This window comes from Sulfurospirillum cavolei, assembly GCF_001548055.1.
In the GTDB taxonomy this organism is placed as follows: Bacteria; Campylobacterota; Campylobacteria; order Campylobacterales; family Sulfurospirillaceae; genus Sulfurospirillum.
The window spans coordinates 387,895-409,139 of the sequence record NZ_AP014724.1; the positions used below are offsets into that span (position 1 = coordinate 387,895).

Here is a 21,245-nt window from a genome sequence, read left to right on the forward strand (position 1 = left end):
TGCGCGTGCTAAGCCAAGAGAGTCTCCTCTTGGCTTATTGGCGAATAATCACTTGATAGCCGTAATAAAAGTCGGCGTCGTAACCTCTCGTTTGACATGTAAAGGGTTTTTGACATGTTAAAAACTCCGGCTTCACGATCATCGCGACATACATCTCTCCGTCGTAAAAACGTAACTCGTATTTGGGGATCTTTGGGCGGGGAATGCTAAAGAGATAGCGTAACTTCGAATCCTCAAACGATGCCATAAAATCATCGACCTGCGTGATGGTTTTCTCCTCTTTGCCGTCAAAAGGATGCATAAAAAAACTGTAGTTGGCTATCGTGTCGAAATGGTCTTTTTTTAGGAATGCGATCTCTTTTTCGTCTAAAATTTTATCACGGTTTTTGTCGTAATCTTGCATCAAAATCGACGACGTCATCTCATCAAACGTCCATAAAATCCAAATTTTTTCTTGCTCGACGGAAATGCGCGTATCGATAAAGACATGCGGATGAGCCGATAAGAGACTGACGGTGCCGATGAAAAGTATAAGGCTTCGTGCAAAACTCCTTTTACACGGAGCAAAAGCATCCGAAGTGCGTGTTTTTTGAGTCGAAGAAAACTCCGTGTTAACGTAACCTTTATAGCTTTGCTTTAAGCGCATGCGAGAGAGTTTCGCAAGAACTCTCTTTAAAAAACGTTTCATGAAAACAACAATACCAGCCCGAGCGTAAACATAATCGCCAAAGCGATACTCTCGGAATAAATCAAAAAGCGAGGCGTTTTAGACTGGAAACGTTTTTTAGCATACAGGGTTGAAAATGCCGCCGCGGCGATGATAAGGCTCATGCCCAAACTCATACAAAAAGCACTTAAAAATCCCAAGCTATAAGCGCGGTTGGCAAGCGCGAACGTAAAGATCGCTACGGTTCCGGGGCACGGCACGATACCGGCACTCAAAACGACGCCCCAGTCGCTACTTTGCGATTTAGGCGAGCATGCCGCACAGCTACATGTAAAAGGGTGGGCGGAAAAAGCGACGATTTTCGGACGTGCTCGGTGTACTTTGATTTTCCGATACGCCATGTACGCGACGATGGCAAGAATGATGAGTGCCGAAATTTTGGTCGTGTAGAAGCTCACGTCGGTAAAAAAGGCATTGAAGAAAAGATCGAAAAGAAGGTAAATCGTCAACGTCAGTAAAAATGCCGAAAACGTGTGAACAAGGCCGATCAGTCCCGCCATACTTAATGCCTTGGCATAGCCGTGGTTTGCGGCAAAAAGGTAAGAACTGACCAAGGTCTTTCCGTGTCCAGGACCTGCTGCATGAAGCACTCCGTAGAAAAACGAAAGACCTAAAAAGAGCAAATATCCCGCAAAAGAAGCTTTCTCTTTGAGTCCGGACATCGTATCTTGAATCGTGTTTTGCGTCGAGCTTAAAGCATTTTTGAGCCAAAGAAGCCTTGAAGATTCGGAAGAGGGAGCAACTTCAAGGCGCGTGTTTTCCTGTTTCTCGGGCGTTATCGGTGCAAGATTCGGTTCGCTTGGGGCGGGTGCTTGCGTACGTGTTGCGGCATTGCCGCTAATTTTCATAAAAGCGATGTGGTTAAAAAGATTGAATTCAAAAGGGAAAACATTTGCGTCGGCGGGTTGAATACCGTGGATTAAAAAGACGAAAAAGCCTTCGTTATCCTCGATCGTAAACGAAAGCTCGTCTTCGGGCAAAAGGGCTTGCGTCGTATCGGAGCGAAAGCGAAAAACCAAGTCGTCGTTGGTTTGGAAAAAGAGCTCTTTGCGACTGACATGTAAGCTAAGCGGTACGACGTGCGCTTGTTCGCCGCCGCGTGCGGTGTATTCGACCGAAGTGAGGTAATGTTTTTTTGCGACGTAATTGTTTAAAATAATCTCGATGCGCTTGAGTTCGTCCGGATCGAGCTTTTTATTGCGGTTATCGTCGTAACGATCGATTAGGGTTTTGATAAAATCTTGACTAAAATGCCATTCAAACGTTATTGCCTTGAGCGTAGAAGCATCGCCCTCTAGCGTTATGTTAACGGTCGCCGAGGGCGTATAGAGCGCACAAAGCGCACATGCAAACAGGTGATAAGGAAGAAGCAGGAACCACCAAAATCGTTTACACATTAAAATGCCCTTTGCGGAATAGGATGCGTTAAAAACCAAAGCCCAAGAAGGACGACGCACACGGCACCGAAAAACCGAATCGCCCAAAACCATTTCGGTTGCGTTGCGATTGCCTTGGACGCTTGAACGCTTTGCGCAAGAAGTCCCGCCAAAGAAATAGTAAGCCCCATACCCAAACTCATAAAAAGTGCCGCGATCATACCGATACCCATATGCCCGAGCGTAATTGCAAAAAAAGAAAGCGTAATGACGCCCGGACAGGGAACGACGCCCGCAAGCATCACGACGCCGAAGCGACTTGTCTGCGTACCGACGACGGGCTCATTTACGATGCGCCGCTCTTTAAAGACGTTGTAAACGAGCCAACAGCCTAAAAGTACGATGAGACCTCCGGATATTTGAAACAAAGGAGGATTGACGTCTCGAAAAAGCCTATTGGCACTGATGTTCATAAGGTAAGCGGCGCACAACGTGACGACGAGGGCGGAAAGCGTGTGAACGAGAGCGATCAGAAAGCCGATTTGAAAGACATGGCTTCGTTTGGAAGGATTGGCTAAAAGGTATCCCGCTACCAAGGCTTTTCCGTGTCCTGGACCTAAGGCATGGACGACGCCGTATCCAAACGCCAAAGCGATAATGAACAACGCGGGTTGAACACGTCCGCTATCGATCGCATGAAAATGCTCGGCAATAGCCGTATTGAAATAGTGATTGGCTTGGGCAAAGGTATTTGCGAGGGTTGAAGGCATCATAAAAACTCCAATAAATATCCGTAGTAATACGCGTTATCGACCTCTTTAAGCGTGTAGGGTAAAGAGGTTCGAATCTGCTCTTTTTCGAGCGACAAAGCACATAAAAACGATTCGTCCCAAAAGCCGATCGACTTTTTTTGATGAACGTAGGGTTTTAAATCCACGTGAAATTCTACACCAAAAGCGTTGTTTTCGCGCCAAAGAAAAAGTTGCGTCGGTTTGAGGGGGACACTTTTGTTCGCGACTTGAAGATGCGTGAAAAAGGAAAATTGTTTTAAGTCGTTAAAAACCTCTTTTTTAAAGGCTTCGGTTTCTTTGGGTGAAAAAATGCCGTTACGATCGGTATCGAAATCTTCGAGTAAGCTTTGCGAGGTCATTTCGTCAAAAAGCCACCGAACTTTGAGTTCCGTTTCGTTTAGCTCTAGCGAAACCGTAATAAACGTATGCGGATGCGCCAAGGCACTACAGGCGTAAAAGAGTAAACACGCGCAAATTTTTAACATGTAAGGCTCGGTTTTGAAAAGATGGCGTTAGTGTACTCCCAAAAAGATTTAGAGCGACTGAGTTGCGCTCTTTAACGCGGTGCGTACATGATAATCCCGACGCCTACAAGCGCGATCATACCGCCCAAAAGATCGTACATGTCGGGGACGATCCCGTCTATTTTCCAACCCCAGAGTAACGAAAGGGCAATAAACACACCACCGTATGCGGCATAAACGCGTCCGAAATTAGCGGGTTGCAAAGTCGGTATGACGCCGTAAAGCACCAAAATAACCGCACCTAAAAGTGCGTAAGCGATGCTTTTACCTTCTCGAAGCCAAAGCCAAACGAGGTAACCTCCGCCGATTTCAAACAGTCCTGCCAACAGAAAATAACCTAGCGATTTGATCGTTTCCATGGTGCGATTCCTCCAAAATGAAAAGTATAGCGCAAATAATATGATAACAGTTCTCAAAGTTATAAAACTTTAAGTCAAGATTCCGTATTATTTCAATAACAATTATCAAAAAGGAGAAACAATGTCAGCAGTATTGGTCATCGGCGGAGATAAAATAGATTCGATTACGTCCGTGTTGCAAGATTTCTCTTTTCAAAAAATTACGCATTGGGATGCAAGAAATCCTTCGGTCGTCAAAAAAGAGATTCCTCAAGACGTGACGTTGGTCATTATGTTAACCAACTTTTTGAACCACAACGCGATGAATAAGTTCAAAAACGAAGCCAAACGCAAAGCGATTGAATTTATCTGTGCGAAGCGAAGCGAGAGTTCCGTTTTTTGCGAGTTGTGTAAAAAGTACAATCCGGGCGGTTGTATCCTCGAAAAATAGTAAGATTGATACAGTCAGTTTATGGACATTACATAGATGGAGAGCTTATAAAATTGGACGCTACTCATAAGCTTTATGATACGGAGTCTGGCACACTTTCTGGCACACCTAACATTTTGACGGATGGTAGAAGTGCTTGAAAATTCGGTGGTATCGTGGTGGAGTGTAGGGGGATCGAACCCCTGACCTCAACGCTGCCAGCGTTGCGCTCTCCCAGCTGAGCTAACACCCCGTTTCGGATCGGGAAGAAAATTAAGAAGAGTATTGTACCAATCAAACCTTAAAAAAGATTTTTATGCGGCAGTTTGTCTCTTTTTTTCTGCTTTAATGACTTCATAGGCTTCTTGTATTTGACGAAACTTGAGTGTTGTTGTTTGGCGCAAGGCGTCGTCATTCGTTTGAAGCGTATCGGGATGATAGGCTTTTGCCAAGCGGAGGTATTTACGGCGAATCGAGTGAAAACTCTCGTATTTATTGACCCGAAGCAGGCGATAAGGATCCGTTCGAGTTTCGATGTGCTCTAAAGAAGTATCCGTTGTTGTTTCATGTGTAATAATCAGTTTGATCGGTTTGGCACAAAAAGCGATCAGTTTTTGCAAGAAAAGTGCATTGTGTGTCTTTGAAGCTAAAGCGCAATGACGATATAAAGAGATTAAAAATGCTTTTCGCCGCTCTAATTCATGATGCAAAGCAATATTAATGAGCGTCTCTTTGATCCAAAAAGGTTGTCCGAAAGCTTGATTGAGCGTATGCATCACGGTTTCATAATGTGAAGAAGTTTTTGAGAGGTAAATACAAATACAATGCGGTGTCAAACGAAGTTGCATAATCTCTCCTTTTTGCCTTAAAAAGCAAAAGAAGTTCCATAATGGATTAGCGTACGTATTTTCCCAATATTTTTAACACTCCTTTAATATTCTTTAAGCTATATTAACGAGGATTGCTATTACCATAGAGCACAAAACTCGTGGTAGTCAAAGGAGATAGTGTGGGTAAAAAAGTCATTTTAGTAGATGATTCTAAAACGATTCTTGCAACGGCACAGATGGCTCTTGAAGAGATGATCGGGCGAGGAACGATTCAGTTTACGACGTACCTTAATCCCGCGGAACTGCTTGACGCCCTTTTAAACGGCAGAGAAGATTACGATCTTTTAATCAGCGATATCAACATGGCACAAATGAGCGGACTTGATCTTGCAGCCGAGCTTAAATCTCACGATAAATTTAAAAACAGACCCATTCTTATTTTGACAACGGAAAGTTCTCCGGACATGAAGGCTCGCGGTAAGGCTATTGGGGTGACGGGGTGGATGGTAAAGCCTTTTAGCGACGATAAGCTCATCAAAGCAATTACGATGGTATTAGGACTGTAAATATGGAAGAGAAGCATGCTAAAGGAGTCGGACTAACCGCTAATCGGTTTCTGACGTTTTATTTACAAGAGGAAATATACGGTGTCAATATTTTTGACGTAAAAGAGATCATCGCGATGATGAAAACGACTCCCGTACCGAAAACGCCGCATTTTATTAAAGGCGTTATGAACCTTCGCGGAAATATTATCCCCGTCGTGGATATGCGTATCAAATTTGATATGCCCGAAATTGAACCTCACATGTACACTTCTATCGTGATTATTACGATCGACGGAAAGAACATAGGTTTTATCGTCGACAAGGTTGAAGAAGTCGTGAACGTAGACGATGAAAATATCTCTTTACCTCCGGAATTCGGATCCAACGTGGATACGAAATTTATTAAAAATATGGCAAAACAGAAAAATAAAGTCATTATGATTTTGGATTTAGTAGCTCTTTTCGGCGAAGACGAATTGGGTGTCGTACAAGCATTAAGTAAAACTGCGTAGCACTATAAAAGGATAGGGGATGAATAAGACTATGACATTGGGCAAAAGAATTTCTATCGGATTCGGTATTTTATTGTTCATTACGTTGGCGTTAGGTATTTTGGCTATTGTCAATATGCGTAATGCTTCTCAAGATTCCGCAAAACTTGCAGAAGTTTATGCTCCGGAAGTTGAAATAGCGAGTAAGATTTTTGCATCAGCCAATCAAATTCGTTACGATGTTCGCGCTTTTACCATGCAGGACAATGAACAGTCTCTTGCAAATGCCAAAAAAGAGTTTATTAACCTTCAAAAATATTTGAACGAAGCGCAAGTTCACGGGAAAAAATACCATTTAACCAATTTGATTGAAGGCGAACAAAAAGCTTCAAAAAGCACTTTAGAATATATCGCATCGAATGATCGTTCCGAAAAACTTTTAGAGCGTAAAAAACAGTATGACGCCGCGATGGTTGAAAATGCAACGCTTTTTATGAAAAATGCTTCTAAATACCTCGATAATCAAGAGAGTAAACTTAAAGAAGAGATTAACACGAAGCAAGACGGTGCAAAATTGGTATCACGTCTTACTAAAATAAGCCATATTAACGAAGTCATCGATCTTGCGCACAATACACGCGTCTTAGGTCAGCGTGCGCAACTCAAACGGGATTTGAAAATGCTTGAAAATGCCGTCGCCTCTTTCGATGCCATCTATAAATTATTAACCGAAATCAAAGCCAATACCGTTCAAGCTAATAATCTTGAAGATTTAAAGAACATTGAAAATGCCGCTAAAGTTTACGAATCTTCCTTAAAAGGAATGATAAGCGTTATGCAAGAAACCGCAACGGAAAATGCGATTCGCGTGAAAGCCGCCGCCGATGTTTTAGATGCGGCGTCTTCTGTGATGCAACTGGGCGTCGGCAATACGAAAGAAGTTTCCGATAATGCTTCCGATTCTTTAAGCGTTGCCTCCGTCGTGATGCTCATAGGTTTGGTTATTGCCGTTATCATCAGTCTTTTAACCGCAGTGTTCATTATTCGTAGTATCGTCAAAGTCGTCGTCGAATCCGTGAAGTCGCTCTCTGAAGGTACGACGCAAGTCGTGAGTGCCAGCGAGCAGATCAGCTCGGCGTCGGTTTCTTTAGCAGAGGGTGCAAGTTCGCAAGCCAGTAGCGTCGAAGAAGTCAGCGCGACGATCGAACAAGCCACTGCGAGCAACAATCAAAACGCGGAAAATTCACGCGAAGCGAACATCTTGGCGCAACACTCTAACGATGCGGCAAAAGAGGGCAATCAACGTGTTCAAGATCTTATGGTCGCGATGGAAAAAATTACCGATTCTTCACAAAAAATTGCCAAAATCATTAAAACAATCGACGAGATTGCGTTTCAAACCAATCTTTTAGCACTTAATGCCGCCGTAGAAGCCGCGCGTGCGGGCGAACACGGTCTTGGTTTTGCCGTCGTCGCCGAAGAAGTTAAGAATTTGGCGGAACGCAGTGCGGGTGCCGCTAAAGAGATTACGGGTATTATCGAAGCAAGTATCGATCAAGTCAAAGCCGGAACCGAAGTTGCCAATAAAACGAAAGAGTCGTTTACCGAAATCCTCAACGGCATCAAAAAGACGTCGGACTTGATCGGAGAGATTGCGATTTCCGCCAAAGAACAAGCCGAGGGAATGAACCAAATCGCAACGGCGATGGGATCGGTCGATCAGATTACCCAACAAAACGCTTCCGCGTCTGAAGAGACGGCGGCGGCAGCCGAAGAACTCAACGCACAAGCGTTGGCAATGCTTCAAAGCGTTGCGGAAATGGCGGCTTTAGCCGGGTTTGATATGGGTAAAGATTCGCCTCGTCCAAGTTTAGCGAGCACAACAAAACGTCTTTCACCGGTTGTTCCCGCGCCGAAACGTTTGTCGGTTGCTTCCGGTGCAAAAAAAGCTAAAACGCCTTCCTTTTCGCAAACCGCCTCCAAGCGTAGTAATGAAGATGTCTTTCCTTTAGGCGAAGACGATCTAAAAGAGTTTTAAACAAAAAACTCTTTTTTCCGTACGAAAAAGTGCTGCATCAAAAGTGACATGTAGTGCATTGTGTACCAAGCTTGTAAGAAGGGTAGGATATGTGTATAGACGGTGATGTACTGGAGCTTGATTTTGATATGGATTTGGAAGAGATCAAAGCTCTGACGCTTTTTGTCAAAGACCGATTAGCCTATATTGAAGAGATTGTGATTTTCCCTTCCAAAGAAGGCTTACCGACGAGCTCTTCTTTATGGGCACTTTTATGGTGCTTGAAACAGGAAAAACCGAGCCTTAAAATCGATGCAATCGATAAAATACCTTTAGACTTGGGTGTTTTCGGTACGCTTTATTGGAACAGCCATGAGTAAAGAAAAACTAAAACAGATTTTTATCGAAGAAGCAAACGATATTATCGAAAAGATGGATATCGATATTTTAAATTACGAAGAGTCGCCGAGTAATAAAGCCCTTTTAAATGAAATTTTTCGAGGCGTTCATACCTTAAAAGGGAGTGCTAACGCGTTTAATTTTTCGCGTCTTGGGGAGTTTGTGCATCATTTCGAAGATGTTTTAGACTTTTTTAGAAGTTCCGATATAACGCCGAGCGCAAGCCACGTCGATCTTTTTTTGGAAAGCGTCAACCTGATCAAAGAGACGCTTGAGTTTGAAATTTCGGAGCGTAGCGGTCATCCCGAGGGTTACGAAGCATGCCTCAATCAAATCCAAAAGATTATTTCGACGTTGAAAACGACTCCCGAACCCGCACAAGCGACAATAACATGTAACGATCTTGCGCAAGAGTTCGGTAATGAGATTTTTGACGAACCGATGCCGGTTCAACGCCCTGATGAAGCATCTTTTTTTGAACGACTTGAGGGTGAAGAAACGCTTTATACGATTATTCTAACGTTGGATAGCGATATCTATTTACGCGGATTCGACCACTTTTTATTTTTCAAAAATCTTTCACATGTCGGGCGCATTTTGGCCTCTTTTTGGAGTCCGATCGACACATGTACGCTAGAGACGTTTGATAGCGAATACAATTACTTTAGGCAAGTCGAGATTATGTACGCGACCCAAAGTTCGCAAGCGCAAATCGAAGAGATTTTTGATTTTTTAGAGCCGCAGGAGTACCGTATCGTTGCTACACCAAGACCTACCGTCGCGCAACCGATACTAAACGTCGTTTCTGAGGAGCCTGTAGAAGTCGCAAGTGTGCCTCTTGCCAAAGAGGAAAACAAAGAGATCAAAGCCGCATTGGTTCAAAAAACGTTTTTAAAAATCGATGCGCAAAAGCTCGACGAGTTGTTCGATTCGATCGGAGAGTTGGTTATTGCTCAAAATTATCTGGGCGAAAACGGGAAAATTAAAGCGGTACGCGATGCCGAAGTCACAAAGACCATCGAAAACCTTTCAAAAATTACCAAATTGATCCAAAATCGGGTTATGTCGTTACGTATGATCCCGATTCGCGATACGTTTGAAAAGATGAAACGCGTCGTGCGCGATTCTTCGAAAAAAGTCGGAAAACCGATACACCTCGTTCTTCAGGGCGAAGATACCGAGATCGATAAAACGATGGTGGAAGCACTTTCCGATCCTTTGATTCATATTATTCGCAACTCGATCGACCACGGGATCGAAACGAACGTCGAAGAACGCCGCAAAGCGGGCAAAAGCGATGAGGGTATCGTGACGCTCAGTGCATACCATCGAGGCGGCAATATTATCATCGAAGTCAAAGACGACGGTCGAGGCATCAATAAAGAAAAAGTGTACCAAAAAGCCTTGGAGAGAGGTTTGGTAAAACCCGAAGACGAACTCAACGAGGCACAGATTTACAACTTGATTATGCAACCCGGATTTTCGACGGCGGACGTCATCAGCGATCTTTCGGGGCGCGGCGTTGGACTTGACGTTGTTCGTACGGCGATTGAAAGCGTTCGCGGAAAAGTGGAAATCTCTTCCGTTCCGAATCAAGGCAGTACGTTTCTGATTATCTTGCCTTTAACGTTAGCGATTATCGACGGTATGATTGTACGTTCGAGCGAAAAGATTTTTATTATCCCGACGTTGTGTATTATCGAGTCGTTTCGACCTGCCGAGGATGAAGTCCATGTTGCCGGCAGTAAAGAAGAGTTCGTGCAACTCCGATCGGAGCTTTTACCGATCGTTCGCTTAAACAGAGTGCTTGAACTCGACACTCAAAAGCCGAATGCGTGGGAATCTACCTTAGTGTGTATCGAAAACCAAAAAGGTAAATTCGCTTTATTGGTCGATGAATTGGTCGGTCGTCAGCAAGTCGTCATTAAGACTTTGGGAGAATTTTTCGCTAAAACGGAAGGCGTCAGCGGAGGTGCCGTTATGGGTAACGGCGAGGTGGCATTGATTTTAAATGTTGAAGAGTTGTATTAATGAGCAATTTGGTGCTCAGCCAAAAAGAGTTTACGCTTTTTCAACACTATATTTATGACCATTTAGGGATTAATTTAGGCGCACAAAAAATCTACTTGGTGCAAGCGCGCCTTGCCAAACGCGTAAAACAGCTTGGTTTAGTCAGTTTTAAAGAGTATTACGATCGTTTGTGTAACGATACGAGCGGGGAAGAGTTTGCGTACCTCTCCTCGTTGATTTCGACGAACGTGACCTCTTTTTTTCGCGAAGCCAAACAGTGGGAGTTTTTAAAAACGTACAGTGCCGCACTTGCGGAACATCCGGCTAAAAAGCTACGCATTTGGTCGGCGGCGTGTTCTAGCGGCGAAGAGCCCTATAGCCTTGCGATGTTCTTAGATACGCATTTAGCCAAAAGCGGTGCGTGGGATATTAAAATTTTAGCGACGGACGTGTCGCCGCGCGTTTTAAAAGCGGCGCAAACGGGAACGTATACGCAAAAAGCATGTGCAGGGATCGATCCTAGTTTGCTACAACGTTATTTTACGTACGAAGCGCAAACGCAGTCGTTTAGGATAAACGAACGTTTAAAGTCTATGATAACGTTTCGCGAGTACAACTTGGTGACGGGAAATTACGCTCTTTTTAAAGAAGGGATGTTCGATATTATCTTTTGCCGCAACGTTATGATCTATTTTGATAAGCCTACGCAAGAACAATTGGTTAAAAAATTTCATACGCTTCTTACGAAAGAGGGGTATTTGTTTATCGGAAGTTCCGAAGCCCTTACCGATATGAAACAAGGCTTTAAATCTAAAGGGGCTTCAATTTATCAGAAGGTGTAAGACGATGATGGACGATATAAGCGATGCGCGGTTATTGGCAGAAGTTAAAAAACGCTTCGAGCAAAAAAACGAGACGCTCAAAGAGTTGGAATTTTTAACCAAAAAACTCTACGACCTCAATGAAAAGCTACGTGAAACCGATAAAGTTAAAGGCGAATTTCTTTCATTAATTAAAAATGTTTTCAACAATCCGATCGGCTCGCTTCTCAATCTTTCGTCCATGATGTTGAAAAACGATGATTCGCCGCGTACGCAAAGCATGAAACTTTTGTTGGACGTAGAGCTTCAAAAACTCAATTTTCAGCTCGGGAATATTTTTACCGCCGCCGAGATTGAAGCAGGCGAGATCGGAAGCCATTTGAGCAGCGTAGACATTGATATGCTTTTTGAAGAAGTGTGTAAACTTTTGGGCTACTTGATCGAAGATAAATCCTTACATGTCGTTAAAAAAATCGAAATGCCGAGCAAAATCGTTAGCGATGCCAAGAAGTTGCACACGATTTTAATGAACTTGGTTTCCAATGCCTGCGAATATTCGTTTCGCGGAAATACCGTTTCGTTTCGAGCCTACATTCAAGACGATACCGTCGTCATGGAGATCAGCAATACCGGAGACGTCATTGCCAAAGAGCATAAAAAAGAGGTCTTTAATCGCTTTAAAAAAGTCGATAAACAAAGCCGAGCGCGCGAATCGGTCGACGGATTGGGGCTGGGCTTAAGCGTCGTTAATGCCTTGGTCGAATCGCTGGAAGGTTCGATCGATTACGACTCTTCCGAAGCGTTGACGGTTTTTAAAGTGGCATTGAAGCTTCAAGAAGCAAGTGCTTCGGAGTCGGTTGCGAGCGAGAGTGCCAATGAGTTTATGTTTGACGATTTCGAGATGAAAGAGTTTTAATGCTACCGCGTAAGTTTATCCATGTCGGTGAGATTTTCATAGGAGTCGAAGCTACGGAAATCGTCACGGTACTTGGATCGTGCGTTGCGGTATGCCTTTACGATAGGGTTACGATGATCGGCGGAATGAACCATTATTTACTGCCTTTGTGGAACGGAAACGGTTTGGAAAGCCCGAAATTCGGAAATATCGCAATACCGAGGCTTCTAGAAACGATGGAAAATATCGGGTGTTTGCGCCGCAATATCGAAGCGAAGATTTTCGGCGGAGCTAATATTCACGTTGCCAATAGCGAAGCGCAAATGATCGGGCACAAAAACGTTATGATTGCTAAAGAGACGTTACGATCGCTCGGCATTCCCATTAAAGCCGAAGATACGGGCGGAAATAACGGAAGGCGCATTATGATGATCAGCGATGCCAATCGTATTATGCTCAAATACGTTCAAAACGAGATCATGCATGATTAAAGTTCTTATCGTGGACGACAGTGCCACGGCACGCCATATTTTACAAGAGATTTTACAAAGCGATCCGCGTATCGAAGTCGTAGGTCTTGCCGCAGATGCTTATATCGCACGCGATATGGTCGTCGAAAAACGACCGGACGTGATTTGTTTAGACGTCGAGATGCCGCGAATGGACGGCATTACGTTTCTTCAAAAGCTGATGAACCATATGCCGACACCGGTCGTGATGGTCTCTTCGTTGACGCGCAAAAGCGCGCAAGTCACGCTCGATGCTTTGGCGGCTGGTGCCATCGATTATGTGGCTAAACCGCATTCAAATATTTACGACGGTAAAGAAGAGATTCGAGAAGAATTGATTCAAAAAGTCGTCGATGCATCGTACGCAAAATTGCGTCAAATCGTACCGCTTAAACGGGTGATCGCGAATCAACTCAGCATTGCGGAGACGACGAAAAAAGTCATTGCTATCGGCTCAAGTACGGGAGGTACGGAGGCTTTGAAAGTCGTCTTAAGAGGGCTGCCTAAAAATTCTCCGGCAGTCATTATCGTGCAACATATGCCCGATACGTTCATTGCTACGTTTGCGGCACGCCTGAGCGAATTGTGCGCTATCGACGTTAAAGTAGCGCAAAACGGAGCTTTTTTGGAAATCGGTACGGCTTACGTTGCACGCGGAGGATTGCACATGGTGTTGCGTCGTTCGGGAGCACGTTATTACGTCGAAATCGGAGAAGGTCGCAAAATCAACGGGCATTGTCCGAGCGTCGACGTGATGTTCAATTCCGTTGCGAAAGTGGCCGGAGCCAATGCGATCGGAGTGATTTTAACCGGTATGGGAAACGACGGGGCAAAAGGGATGCTTCATATGCATCAAAACGGTGCTAAAACAATTGCCCAGTCTGAAGAGAGTTGCGTCGTGTTCGGTATGCCAAGAGAGGCTATCAAACTAAGAGGCGTCGATGCCGTCGTACCGCTTGAAGAAATTTCGCAATCGGTCTTAAGCTTTTTGGAGACATAGCACCATGGAAGCTTCCGTCTTACACACGCATAACGTATCGTTGAATATTTTAGTGATCGGTGAGATGGTAGCGCATCAAGAACTTTTACATGTCGCTTCGTTGACGCACCATCGTTTCTATTGGGAAACCGATGCCGCGTCGATTTTTGAGTTGGCTTCGCACACGCGCTTCGATCTTATCTTCGGTACGATTTCGTATCAAGGAACGTCCTATTTCTCGACGCTTCAGAGCATCAAACAACACAATCTCGATCTTGCGATCATCATCTTTATAAGTCCCGAGGATGCATTTAATTTGAATGAAGTCTTGATGTTGCAATGCGAACGTTATTTGTGTTTGGAAACGGAAAAAGACAAAGCGGCGGTACATCTTAAATCTGCCATCCAAGAGTTGTCGCAAAGCGACATTTTTTTAAGCGATATGCAGTATTTTGAAGCACTCTTGGACGCTTCGATCGTATCGCAATCGGATACGGAAGGCAATATTACCTACATTAACGATAATTTTACCAAAGTCACCGGATATACTCCCGCCGAGGTTATCGGGAAAAACCATCGTATTTTACGCCATCCCGCTAACGGTACGGAAATTTATCAAGACATGTGGAGAACGATTACGCAAGGGAAAGTGTGGCGAGAGCGGGTTTTAAATAAAAATAAAGACGGTAGTGATTTTTGGGGCGATACGATTATTATCCCTTTTAAAGACACGCATACCGGAAAAATCGTACAATACTTAGCGGTCAGGCAGGACATTACGCAGATGCTGCTTGAAAAGCGCGCCGTGCAGGCGCAGGAAAAACAAGCGCAAGAACAGATGAAACTTTCCGAAGCCAAAGACGCTTTTTTGATTTTATTTACGCATGAATTAAAGACGCCGCTCAATGCCATTATGAACTTTTCGCAATACCTGTACAAGCATATGCCGAATATTGAAGAGATTCCCAAAGAAAAGCGGATGCATCTTTTGGAGCAAATTTACAAAAGCGCGCATTCAATGTTGGAAAACGTGAGCAATATTTTAGATTTGGGCAAGCTTCGCCATCAAAAGTTGCACTACAATCTGACGTTTTTTAACGCTAAAGAGAGCATTTTAGACGTGATCGAAAAACACGGTGCCTTGGCGTTAGAATATCATCGCACGATGGTATTTCATAGCGACGATAGCGAGCCGTTTTTGAGCAGCGACGAGTATCGCTTTAAGCAAATACTCTCCAACGTTCTCTCCAACGCGATTAAATACGGTACGTCGACCGTCGAGATCACGCTCTCTTCGAGCAAGGAGACTCTCGTAATTACGATCGAAGACGACGGTAAAGGTATCCGAGATCAAGATAAAGAAGAAGTTTTTGAGCTGTACAATCAAAGTGCTTCTAAACCGAGTAGCATGGAAAAAAAGGGGACGGGTATCGGACTTCATTTTGTGAAATTGTTATGCGAAGGCTTAGGCTTTGAGTATCGCTTAGAGGATTCCGCGCACTTAGGCGGCGTCAAATTTAGTTTAACGAAACGATTAAAGGAGCCAAAATATGTATAAAATATTGATCGTCGACGATAACGATAACAACCGTTTAACGCTCAATCTCTTACTCGAAGAGGTTGAAGAAATAGAAATACAAGAAGCCGAAGACGGGCAAGTTGCCGTTGAAATGTGCGTCAAAAATCATTTTGATTTGATTTTTATGGATATTATGATGCCCAATTTAGACGGTTTTGAGGCAACGCGTTACATCAAACAAGTCGACAAAAAAACGATGATTATCGCCTTAAGTGCTTTAGACGACGAGACCTCCAAGCACAAAATGCTCGCTTTGGGAGCGGAAGATTATCTCACAAAGCCTTTGTATTCGGAACATTTTTTACAACGCGTCAAACAGTATTTACGCATTATCGAATTTCGTAAGCAAGAACTTCGCAAAAATCAGCGCGCGATCAATCCTTTCAACAGTCGCGTTTTTCACCGTACGATCACGTTTCGCATCGATAGCGAAGAAGCATTAAGCGAATTTTGGGACTATTGGCTCAATGCTCCTAAAAATATTATCGATTTAAGCGATTGCGTACGTCTCTTTTTCGGTTTTTGTTTATGGCTCACGCACCGTGATTTTGAAAGTACGATCATCGTCGAAGAAAACGAAGATAAACTCTTTATGATGCTCTTACATGTAAGGCCGTTAAAGAGTGCGGTGATTAAAAATATTTTCTTAAAACACTTTTCCAACGCCAAATATATTTTAAGTCAAGATATGCTTTCGATCCAACTCGATAAGGGGCGCATCGAAGAGAAACTGAGCGTTTCGAGCTTGAGCGAAGAGGCTCAAAAAATTCTCTCAAAAACACACGACGATGTTTTAAGCGCGCAAGATTATGTCCAGTCGACCGCTATTTCGCTTATGCCGAAAATTGATGCGCTTGAAGCACTCAACGAGGAAACGGACAGTGCCATTTTGGCGTTTGAAAAAGAGCCGAGCAAACAACGTTTGGCAATTATTTACGAGAATCTTCAAGAGTACGCCGACGTTCTTGCCGAATTAATGGCGTTTGAACACTTGGGATTTGCGGTTCAGACCTTGATTAATTTTTTGAGCACTTTAACCGAAGATCAATTTGAGAGTGAAAAAATCAAGCGACTCTCAACGATGCTTTTTAGCCTTTTAAGCGATTTGGCTTCATGGCGCGAAAATGTTTTTATTACGCAAGTCGCACGCGATATCCACTATTTAGACTCTTCGCTTTTAAGCTCGTGTTTGCAAATAGAGGCTATTTTTGAAGAGAAAGGCTCCGTAACGGATGATGACGAAATCGAATTTTTTTAAAGTTTAGAAGGCGCAAAGACTTTGTAGGTATTGCGTCCGGCCGATTTGGCTTCGTAAAGAGCCACGTCGGCACTTTTAATAAGCTGATTGAAATCTTTACCGTGATCGGGGAAGAGGCTGATGCCGATACTCGTCGTAACGCCGATGTCCATATGATGCACGCGAATGGGTTGTTGTAAGTTTGTGACCAGTTTGGAAGCGATATGGCGTAGCACCTCCTCACTTTCGATGTCGTCAACCAAAATAATAAATTCATCGCCCCCGAAACGTGCTACCGTATCGGTTTTTCGCGTGGCAAGCAACAAGGTTTTTGCAACGTTAATTAAAATCATATCGCCGATGTCGTGCCCTAAGGAGTCGTTGATCTCTTTAAAATTATCAAGGTCTAAAAAGAGAACGCCGAATTTCTTACCGCTTGCTAGATTGCTTTCGATAAGAAGTTGCAGACGTTGATGCAGAAGCGTTCGATTGGCAAGCGAAGTAAGGTGGTCGTAGTGGGCTTGCTTATAGATCATGTCTTGTTGTTTGACCAGTTTATTACGTGCCGTTTCCAACTTTCGAATCGTTGCATTAGCTATTTTGACTGCTCTTGCAAGCTCGGCACTCTCTTTGTTGCACTTACTTTTTTCTTCCATCAACGTCGTTTGATCGTAAATCAACATCGTAACGATTTTTTGTTCTAAATCGTAAGGGACGATCGTAACGTCTTGTTGCATAAACTCAAATGCCGATTTGATCGTCATCGAGTGTTGCATTGCTAAGAGATAACCGTTGGCGTCGGCGGTAAAAAAAGAGGGACTATGAAGCGTGAGCGCGGCTTTGATATGGCGTTTGAGCGATTTGAGTTTTTCTTCCGGAATGTCAAAAACGCTTAAGAGGTTTTGTCCTTGAGCCTCATCGGGCTGAATATTGCTATGTACCGCTACCCATTTGTTGATGTAATGGATCGTTAAATTGGCATCGACGGTAATGATCCCGACGTTGATCGAGTCGATGAGGGTTTCGTAATGAATAGACATAGCTTACAGTTGGTCGATAGTTTGTTTGAGCTGCTCGAGCATCTCATTATTAAGAAGAATGAACATGTGACCTAAGATATTCTCTTTTTCGATGTCCAAAGCCGTTTTAATGACGATCACGTTGTCGTAACCTTCGATTTTATCGTATTTATCCATTTCCAAGACGTCGCGTTTTTCAATCGAAGGAACTTTGAAAATCGTTTCTCCGTGAATAATTTCGCAAAATTTACCGATACATGCGGACGTGATGATATTGGTCAGCTCTAAAATCGACGACTTAATATCGTTATCGTCGCACGTTGCTTGTTGGAGCAATAGATGCGTAAAAACATGCGCGGAATAAGGATTGAACACAAACAAAACTTCACCGTTAAACGAGCCTAAAAAGCGTTGTTTCGTAAGGTAAAATTCATTTTCTCTTCCTAAGACTTCGATGATTTTACCGTTAAGGTTCAAAATATCGATACTGGAGATTTCGGGAAGGTGCAACTTGGCATAATTGTCCAGCATATCTCCGATTAACGATGCCGCAAGTCCGAAAGAGACGTTAATCAACTCTTTTAAAATATCTTCTTGTTGAGCGCTAAAGTGTTGTACCATGTTAAAAAACCAATTTTAAAAGCGTTGAGCGAAACTCTTCCGCATCGATCGGTTTGGAGAGAATCGCAGAAGCACCTAAAGCTAAAGTCTTTTCTTTGGTGCTTTTTTGTCGGTCGGCCGAAATCATAACGACCAAAGCCTCATTATTAGCGGCACGAATCTGTAGAAGAGCCTCAAATCCGTCTAAGATCGGCATCGTAATATCGAGAAAAACGATATCGGGAGCGTATTGTTTAAAAAGTGCTACGGCTTCTTCGCCGTTTTCGGCTTCGATAATTTGCGTGTACTCGGCAATTTTTTTAGGGATCATTTCAATAAGCCATTTACGTGAAATTTTTGAATCGTCCACGACTAAAAAAATCATTTTTTCCGATAAACTCATCTCATAATCCTAACATTTTAAATTGCATTGTTTTAATAATACAAAAAGTATCTTTAAAAAACTATATAAGATATTTTTTAGCCGCATCCCGTTCAGGATACGCAGCCGCTAAAAGGCTACGACCTTGTGTCTCCAATGTATAAAAAGCGGCGGGATCTGCTTTGGTAAAGCTCAAAATAATACGACACGCCGTTTGTAAATCGTCTTCGCCCGCTTGTGCTGAGATGAGTGAAAAAGGAGCACCGAGGGACGTTTCGACGATGATGGGCGCAAACTTTGGGTTAAAAATACCTTCGAGCACCGCGTTTTCTTCTTCGTTGCGTCCGACAATCAGTTTTGCGCCGTTTGGAAGCCTAAAGTGTCTTCCGTATTTCAGTAACGGAATATCGTCTTTGCAAAGCGTGTCGTGGGCAATAAAATCGCGTAGTTTGAGGCTAAACTGCTGATCGGTCAACAAGCATCCGCCTGCGGGCGTGGGATAATCCTCCCAGCCGAACTGTGCCGCCAATGCAAGTTGGGCATGGCGACCCCGACCGCTAAGCCCCAGAAGCAGACTTCGATCGACCCAGCCTTCGCGTTCGGCTTTGCTCTCATCTAAAAGTTGTGCGCTCAGCGGTCGCAAAATCAGCCCGTCTTCAAGATCGTTTGCCAATTTGCGTACCAGTTTTAATGCGTCTCGCGTTTGGCTCATCGGTCGTTGTCCTATCACTTCGCCGGTTGCGATAAACGACGCGTTGAAAGGTGCCAATAGCTCTTTGGCGACTTTGAACATAAACCCGTGGCAATCGATGCATGGATTGAACTGTTTACCGTAACCGTAACGCGGTGAGAAAAGCACTTCTTGCAGGTAGCGATTTTGGACGTCGACGACTTCAAGCGAGGCTCCCGCCATCGCGGCTCTTTTGCGTAATAAAACTTCATGATCTTCTTTGCCGCTAAATCCGATGCGGATATGAACGGCAATAACGTCGATTGATTGGGCAGTGAGCAGTTTGATAGCCAACATGCTATCCAAACCGCCGCTAAAGAGGACTAATGCTTTCATACGGAACCAATTCACCTTTTTTTAATTTCATTAATTTTTCTTGAATTTTACGAATCATAAACTGTTTTTGCTCGTAACTTAGCGTTTTCGAGGTTTTGATGGCTTGAAACTTTTCATTATAAAAATGGTATAAAAACGCCGCCATTGAGGCGATCAACTCGTTTTCGTCATACACTTTGACGTCGTCCCAAAGCAAGATACGTCGGAGTTTGGGATGATCCAAACGGTTTTCGAGTAAAAGCAAAAACTCTTCTTGATGTGTTTTGAACATCGCATGGTCGATCGTATCTAAAACGGTGTCGATAAGCCCCGGTTGGCTCAAAATCGTTTTAATAATCGTCAATTCCAACATGTCTTCAAAACTTCGCTCGTTAGGGGCTTGTTTGGTCGGTTTATGGGTTTGGATTTTGACGAGATTTTGAGAAATATTGAGCGTGCCGGAGAGCAGTCCCGTATAGCTTTCCTGAACGGCTTTGGGAAGCGTTTTGAGGTAAGCGGTCGCTTCGTTAAGGGCTTGTTGTTTTACGAGAGGATCTTTGAGATCGTACTTTTTAACGATGCGCTCCAGCGCAAATTCGATAAACGGTTGCGGGGATAAAAAGAGTCGATTGAGCGTATCGATAAGGCCGTTTTGGACCATATCCGCAGGGTCCATACCGTTGCTAAAGAGCACGACGCCTCCTCGCAGACCGTGCGTGCTTAAAAGTACGGAAGCTTTCAGTGCGGCGTTGATACCGGCACTATCGCCGTCGTACGCGACGATGATTTCGGGGTCGCCTCGCATCAGTAAAGGAATGTGCTCGGAGGTTAAAGCCGTTCCGAGGGTTGCGACCGCTTGGGTAAATCCGGCTTGGTGGAGCATAATGACGTCCAAATAGCCCTCGGTCACGATGATTTTTTTCTCTTTAAAAACGGACTCTTTGGCAAGGTGATAGCCGTAAAGCAGTTGCGATTTATTAAAATGCTTGGTTTGCGGCGAATTGACGTATTTGGCGGGATGGTTGGAAAGGGTACGTCCTCCGAATCCCACGAGTCGATGCGTCGGACTGTAAATAGGAAAGCTGACGCGCTCGATGAAACGCGCGTAGGGTTGATTGCTTTCGCCAAGACCAGCAACGCCGTACTCCATCGCTTCGCTCATCGCATAGCCGCGCATTTTCAAAAAGTCCAACGTCGCAAACGATGCAGGCGCATAGCCGAGCTCGAATTTTTCGATCGAAACATCCGATATGCCGCGTTTAAAAAGGTATTCTTTGGCAAAAGGCGTTTTGTCAAGTTGTTTGACGTAAAAAAGGTTGAGGTTTTCCATTAATTTTCGATCTTCGCGTTTGACGCCGCCTTCGTCGGTCGTATACGCAAGCGAAAAATTGACCATACGTGCCAGTTTTTCAATGGCTTCGGGGTAGGAGAGTTTTTCGTACTCCATCACGAATTTGATACCGTCTCCTCCCGCGCCGCAGGCAAAACAGTGGTAAATCTGTTTGGAGGGGCTGACCACGAGGCTCGGCGTGGTGTCGTTGTGAAACGGGCAGACGCATTTGTAGTTGGCGCCGTTTTTTTTCAGTTCCAAGTACGAACCGACCACATCGACAATATCAAGACGTTGTTTGAGGTTTTCTATGGATGTTTTATCTATCATAAGTAAATTATAGCAAGTTTGGTATAATAGAGTTCTTT

23 protein-coding genes and 1 tRNA gene are annotated in these 21,245 nt (G+C 43.9%); 12 read left to right on the forward strand and 12 right to left on the reverse strand.

The window, feature by feature from the left end:
- Positions 1-34 precede the first annotated feature (34 nt).
- From UCH003_RS02015 to UCH003_RS02035, 5 genes are all read right to left on the reverse strand, one after another.
- Positions 35-688 (reverse strand): DUF1007 family protein, encoded by a 654-nt coding sequence (locus UCH003_RS02015; RefSeq protein ID WP_231964796.1) that lies wholly within the window; start codon positions 686-688, stop codon positions 35-37.
- Complete coding sequence (locus UCH003_RS02020) at positions 685-2,124, reverse strand: nickel/cobalt transporter (protein ID WP_060825242.1); 1,440 nt, start codon at positions 2,122-2,124, stop codon at positions 685-687. Before UCH003_RS02020 ends, UCH003_RS02015 begins: the two co-directional genes overlap by 4 nt.
- The gene (locus tag UCH003_RS02025; protein WP_060825243.1) at positions 2,124-2,876 is read right to left on the reverse strand and encodes a nickel/cobalt transporter; all 753 of its coding nucleotides are present in this window, start codon (positions 2,874-2,876) and stop codon (positions 2,124-2,126) included. The genes UCH003_RS02020 and UCH003_RS02025 overlap by 1 nt, the downstream gene beginning before the upstream one ends.
- The gene (locus UCH003_RS02030; protein ID WP_060825244.1) at positions 2,873-3,379 is read right to left on the reverse strand and encodes a DUF1007 family protein; all 507 of its coding nucleotides are present in this window, start codon (positions 3,377-3,379) and stop codon (positions 2,873-2,875) included. Before UCH003_RS02030 ends, UCH003_RS02025 begins: the two co-directional genes overlap by 4 nt.
- Before the next feature lie 71 nt (positions 3,380-3,450).
- Positions 3,451-3,777 carry a YnfA family protein gene (locus UCH003_RS02035; protein ID WP_060825245.1) on the reverse strand — a complete coding sequence of 109 codons (327 nt, stop codon included), beginning with the start codon at positions 3,775-3,777 and terminating at the stop codon, positions 3,451-3,453.
- Between the two features lie 121 nt (positions 3,778-3,898).
- Between UCH003_RS02035 and UCH003_RS02040 the strand changes: the two genes are divergently transcribed.
- Complete coding sequence (locus UCH003_RS02040; RefSeq protein ID WP_039673655.1) at positions 3,899-4,207, forward strand: DUF2325 domain-containing protein; 309 nt, start codon at positions 3,899-3,901, stop codon at positions 4,205-4,207.
- A 156-nt stretch (positions 4,208-4,363) separates the two neighbouring features.
- Here the strand turns inward: UCH003_RS02040 and UCH003_RS02045 are convergent.
- Together UCH003_RS02045 and UCH003_RS02050 are read right to left on the reverse strand one after the other, a co-directional pair.
- Positions 4,364-4,439, reverse strand: a tRNA-Ala gene (locus UCH003_RS02045).
- 61 nt (positions 4,440-4,500) lie between these two features.
- Positions 4,501-5,034 (reverse strand): J domain-containing protein, encoded by a 534-nt coding sequence (locus UCH003_RS02050; protein WP_060825246.1) that lies wholly within the window; start codon positions 5,032-5,034, stop codon positions 4,501-4,503.
- Between the two features lie 161 nt (positions 5,035-5,195).
- On the opposite strand from UCH003_RS02050, the gene UCH003_RS02055 reads away from it, so the two are divergent.
- From UCH003_RS02055 to UCH003_RS02105, 11 genes are all read left to right on the forward strand, one after another.
- Positions 5,196-5,582, forward strand: coding sequence for a response regulator (locus UCH003_RS02055; RefSeq protein ID WP_060825247.1), 387 nt, complete (start codon positions 5,196-5,198; stop codon positions 5,580-5,582).
- A gap of 2 nt (positions 5,583-5,584) precedes the next feature.
- Complete coding sequence (locus UCH003_RS02060; RefSeq protein ID WP_060825248.1) at positions 5,585-6,076, forward strand: chemotaxis protein CheW; 492 nt, start codon at positions 5,585-5,587, stop codon at positions 6,074-6,076.
- A 19-nt stretch (positions 6,077-6,095) separates the two neighbouring features.
- A complete protein-coding gene (locus UCH003_RS02065; protein ID WP_060825249.1) occupies positions 6,096-8,093 on the forward strand; it encodes a methyl-accepting chemotaxis protein in 1,998 nt (665 codons plus the stop codon).
- Positions 8,094-8,182: 89 nt separating this feature from the next.
- On the forward strand, positions 8,183-8,452 hold the full coding sequence (locus tag UCH003_RS02070) for a hypothetical protein (RefSeq protein ID WP_039673572.1): 270 nt from the start codon (positions 8,183-8,185) through the stop codon (positions 8,450-8,452).
- A complete protein-coding gene (locus UCH003_RS02075; protein ID WP_060825250.1) occupies positions 8,445-10,502 on the forward strand; it encodes a chemotaxis protein CheA in 2,058 nt (685 codons plus the stop codon). Before UCH003_RS02070 ends, UCH003_RS02075 begins: the two co-directional genes overlap by 8 nt.
- Positions 10,502-11,323, forward strand: a complete 822-nt coding sequence (locus tag UCH003_RS02080) for a CheR family methyltransferase (RefSeq protein ID WP_041962407.1) — start codon at positions 10,502-10,504, stop codon at positions 11,321-11,323. The genes UCH003_RS02075 and UCH003_RS02080 overlap by 1 nt, the downstream gene beginning before the upstream one ends.
- A gap of 4 nt (positions 11,324-11,327) precedes the next feature.
- The gene (locus tag UCH003_RS02085; RefSeq protein ID WP_060825251.1) at positions 11,328-12,218 is read left to right on the forward strand and encodes a sensor histidine kinase; all 891 of its coding nucleotides are present in this window, start codon (positions 11,328-11,330) and stop codon (positions 12,216-12,218) included.
- Entirely contained in the window at positions 12,218-12,688 is a 471-nt protein-coding gene (locus UCH003_RS02090; RefSeq protein WP_039673567.1) for a chemotaxis protein CheD, read from the forward strand. Before UCH003_RS02085 ends, UCH003_RS02090 begins: the two co-directional genes overlap by 1 nt.
- Positions 12,681-13,706, forward strand: coding sequence for a protein-glutamate methylesterase/protein-glutamine glutaminase (locus tag UCH003_RS02095; RefSeq protein WP_060825252.1), 1,026 nt, complete (start codon positions 12,681-12,683; stop codon positions 13,704-13,706). The genes UCH003_RS02090 and UCH003_RS02095 overlap by 8 nt, the downstream gene beginning before the upstream one ends.
- Before the next feature lie 4 nt (positions 13,707-13,710).
- Positions 13,711-15,243, forward strand: coding sequence for a PAS domain-containing sensor histidine kinase (locus UCH003_RS02100; protein ID WP_060825253.1), 1,533 nt, complete (start codon positions 13,711-13,713; stop codon positions 15,241-15,243).
- On the forward strand, positions 15,236-16,522 hold the full coding sequence (locus UCH003_RS02105) for a response regulator (RefSeq protein WP_039673562.1): 1,287 nt from the start codon (positions 15,236-15,238) through the stop codon (positions 16,520-16,522). The genes UCH003_RS02100 and UCH003_RS02105 overlap by 8 nt, the downstream gene beginning before the upstream one ends.
- On the opposite strand, the gene UCH003_RS02110 is transcribed toward UCH003_RS02105, so the two are convergent.
- The 5 genes from UCH003_RS02110 to dnaG all read right to left on the reverse strand — a co-directional run bounded on the left by UCH003_RS02110 (position 16,519) and on the right by dnaG (position 21,207).
- Positions 16,519-17,541 (reverse strand): sensor domain-containing diguanylate cyclase, encoded by a 1,023-nt coding sequence (locus UCH003_RS02110; protein ID WP_060825254.1) that lies wholly within the window; start codon positions 17,539-17,541, stop codon positions 16,519-16,521. The two genes, UCH003_RS02105 and UCH003_RS02110, sit on opposite strands and share 4 nt — an antisense overlap.
- 3 nt (positions 17,542-17,544) lie before the next feature.
- Positions 17,545-18,141 (reverse strand): chemotaxis protein CheC, encoded by a 597-nt coding sequence (locus tag UCH003_RS02115; protein ID WP_041962403.1) that lies wholly within the window; start codon positions 18,139-18,141, stop codon positions 17,545-17,547.
- Between the two features lies 1 nt (position 18,142).
- On the reverse strand, positions 18,143-18,523 hold the full coding sequence (locus UCH003_RS02120; RefSeq protein WP_197653532.1) for a response regulator: 381 nt from the start codon (positions 18,521-18,523) through the stop codon (positions 18,143-18,145).
- Between the two features lie 61 nt (positions 18,524-18,584).
- On the reverse strand, positions 18,585-19,568 hold the full coding sequence (locus tag UCH003_RS02125) for an argininosuccinate synthase domain-containing protein (RefSeq protein WP_060825255.1): 984 nt from the start codon (positions 19,566-19,568) through the stop codon (positions 18,585-18,587).
- Entirely contained in the window at positions 19,546-21,207 is a 1,662-nt protein-coding gene (dnaG, locus tag UCH003_RS02130; protein ID WP_060825256.1) for a DNA primase, read from the reverse strand. Before dnaG ends, UCH003_RS02125 begins: the two co-directional genes overlap by 23 nt.
- Positions 21,208-21,245: the final 38 nt, after the last annotated feature.

What these genes read in the sequence shown, in the direction of transcription:
- UCH003_RS02100 (WP_060825253.1), top strand. Translation starts at nt 13,711, where the DNA reads ATGGAAGCTTCCGTCTTACACACGCATAACGTATCGTTGAATATTTTA.
- UCH003_RS02090 (WP_039673567.1), top strand. Translation starts at nt 12,218, where the DNA reads ATGCTACCGCGTAAGTTTATCCATGTCGGTGAGATTTTCATAGGAGTC.
- UCH003_RS02110 (WP_060825254.1), bottom strand. Translation starts at nt 17,541, where the DNA reads ATGTCTATTCATTACGAAACCCTCATCGACTCGATCAACGTCGGGATC.
- UCH003_RS02060 (WP_060825248.1), top strand. Translation starts at nt 5,585, where the DNA reads ATGGAAGAGAAGCATGCTAAAGGAGTCGGACTAACCGCTAATCGGTTT.
- UCH003_RS02125 (WP_060825255.1), bottom strand. Translation starts at nt 19,568, where the DNA reads ATGAAAGCATTAGTCCTCTTTAGCGGCGGTTTGGATAGCATGTTGGCT.
- UCH003_RS02105 (WP_039673562.1), top strand. Translation starts at nt 15,236, where the DNA reads ATGTATAAAATATTGATCGTCGACGATAACGATAACAACCGTTTAACG.
- UCH003_RS02070 (WP_039673572.1), top strand. Translation starts at nt 8,183, where the DNA reads ATGTGTATAGACGGTGATGTACTGGAGCTTGATTTTGATATGGATTTG.
- UCH003_RS02075 (WP_060825250.1), top strand. Translation starts at nt 8,445, where the DNA reads ATGAGTAAAGAAAAACTAAAACAGATTTTTATCGAAGAAGCAAACGAT.
- UCH003_RS02030 (WP_060825244.1), bottom strand. Translation starts at nt 3,379, where the DNA reads ATGTTAAAAATTTGCGCGTGTTTACTCTTTTACGCCTGTAGTGCCTTG.
- UCH003_RS02050 (WP_060825246.1), bottom strand. Translation starts at nt 5,034, where the DNA reads ATGCAACTTCGTTTGACACCGCATTGTATTTGTATTTACCTCTCAAAA.
- UCH003_RS02065 (WP_060825249.1), top strand. Translation starts at nt 6,096, where the DNA reads ATGAATAAGACTATGACATTGGGCAAAAGAATTTCTATCGGATTCGGT.
- UCH003_RS02115 (WP_041962403.1), bottom strand. Translation starts at nt 18,141, where the DNA reads ATGGTACAACACTTTAGCGCTCAACAAGAAGATATTTTAAAAGAGTTG.
- UCH003_RS02015 (WP_231964796.1), bottom strand. Translation starts at nt 688, where the DNA reads ATGAAACGTTTTTTAAAGAGAGTTCTTGCGAAACTCTCTCGCATGCGC.
- UCH003_RS02035 (WP_060825245.1), bottom strand. Translation starts at nt 3,777, where the DNA reads ATGGAAACGATCAAATCGCTAGGTTATTTTCTGTTGGCAGGACTGTTT.
- UCH003_RS02095 (WP_060825252.1), top strand. Translation starts at nt 12,681, where the DNA reads ATGATTAAAGTTCTTATCGTGGACGACAGTGCCACGGCACGCCATATT.
- dnaG (WP_060825256.1), bottom strand. Translation starts at nt 21,207, where the DNA reads ATGATAGATAAAACATCCATAGAAAACCTCAAACAACGTCTTGATATT.
- UCH003_RS02080 (WP_041962407.1), top strand. Translation starts at nt 10,502, where the DNA reads ATGAGCAATTTGGTGCTCAGCCAAAAAGAGTTTACGCTTTTTCAACAC.
- UCH003_RS02025 (WP_060825243.1), bottom strand. Translation starts at nt 2,876, where the DNA reads ATGATGCCTTCAACCCTCGCAAATACCTTTGCCCAAGCCAATCACTAT.
- UCH003_RS02020 (WP_060825242.1), bottom strand. Translation starts at nt 2,124, where the DNA reads ATGTGTAAACGATTTTGGTGGTTCCTGCTTCTTCCTTATCACCTGTTT.
- UCH003_RS02120 (WP_197653532.1), bottom strand. Translation starts at nt 18,523, where the DNA reads ATGAGTTTATCGGAAAAAATGATTTTTTTAGTCGTGGACGATTCAAAA.
- UCH003_RS02040 (WP_039673655.1), top strand. Translation starts at nt 3,899, where the DNA reads ATGTCAGCAGTATTGGTCATCGGCGGAGATAAAATAGATTCGATTACG.
- UCH003_RS02085 (WP_060825251.1), top strand. Translation starts at nt 11,328, where the DNA reads ATGATGGACGATATAAGCGATGCGCGGTTATTGGCAGAAGTTAAAAAA.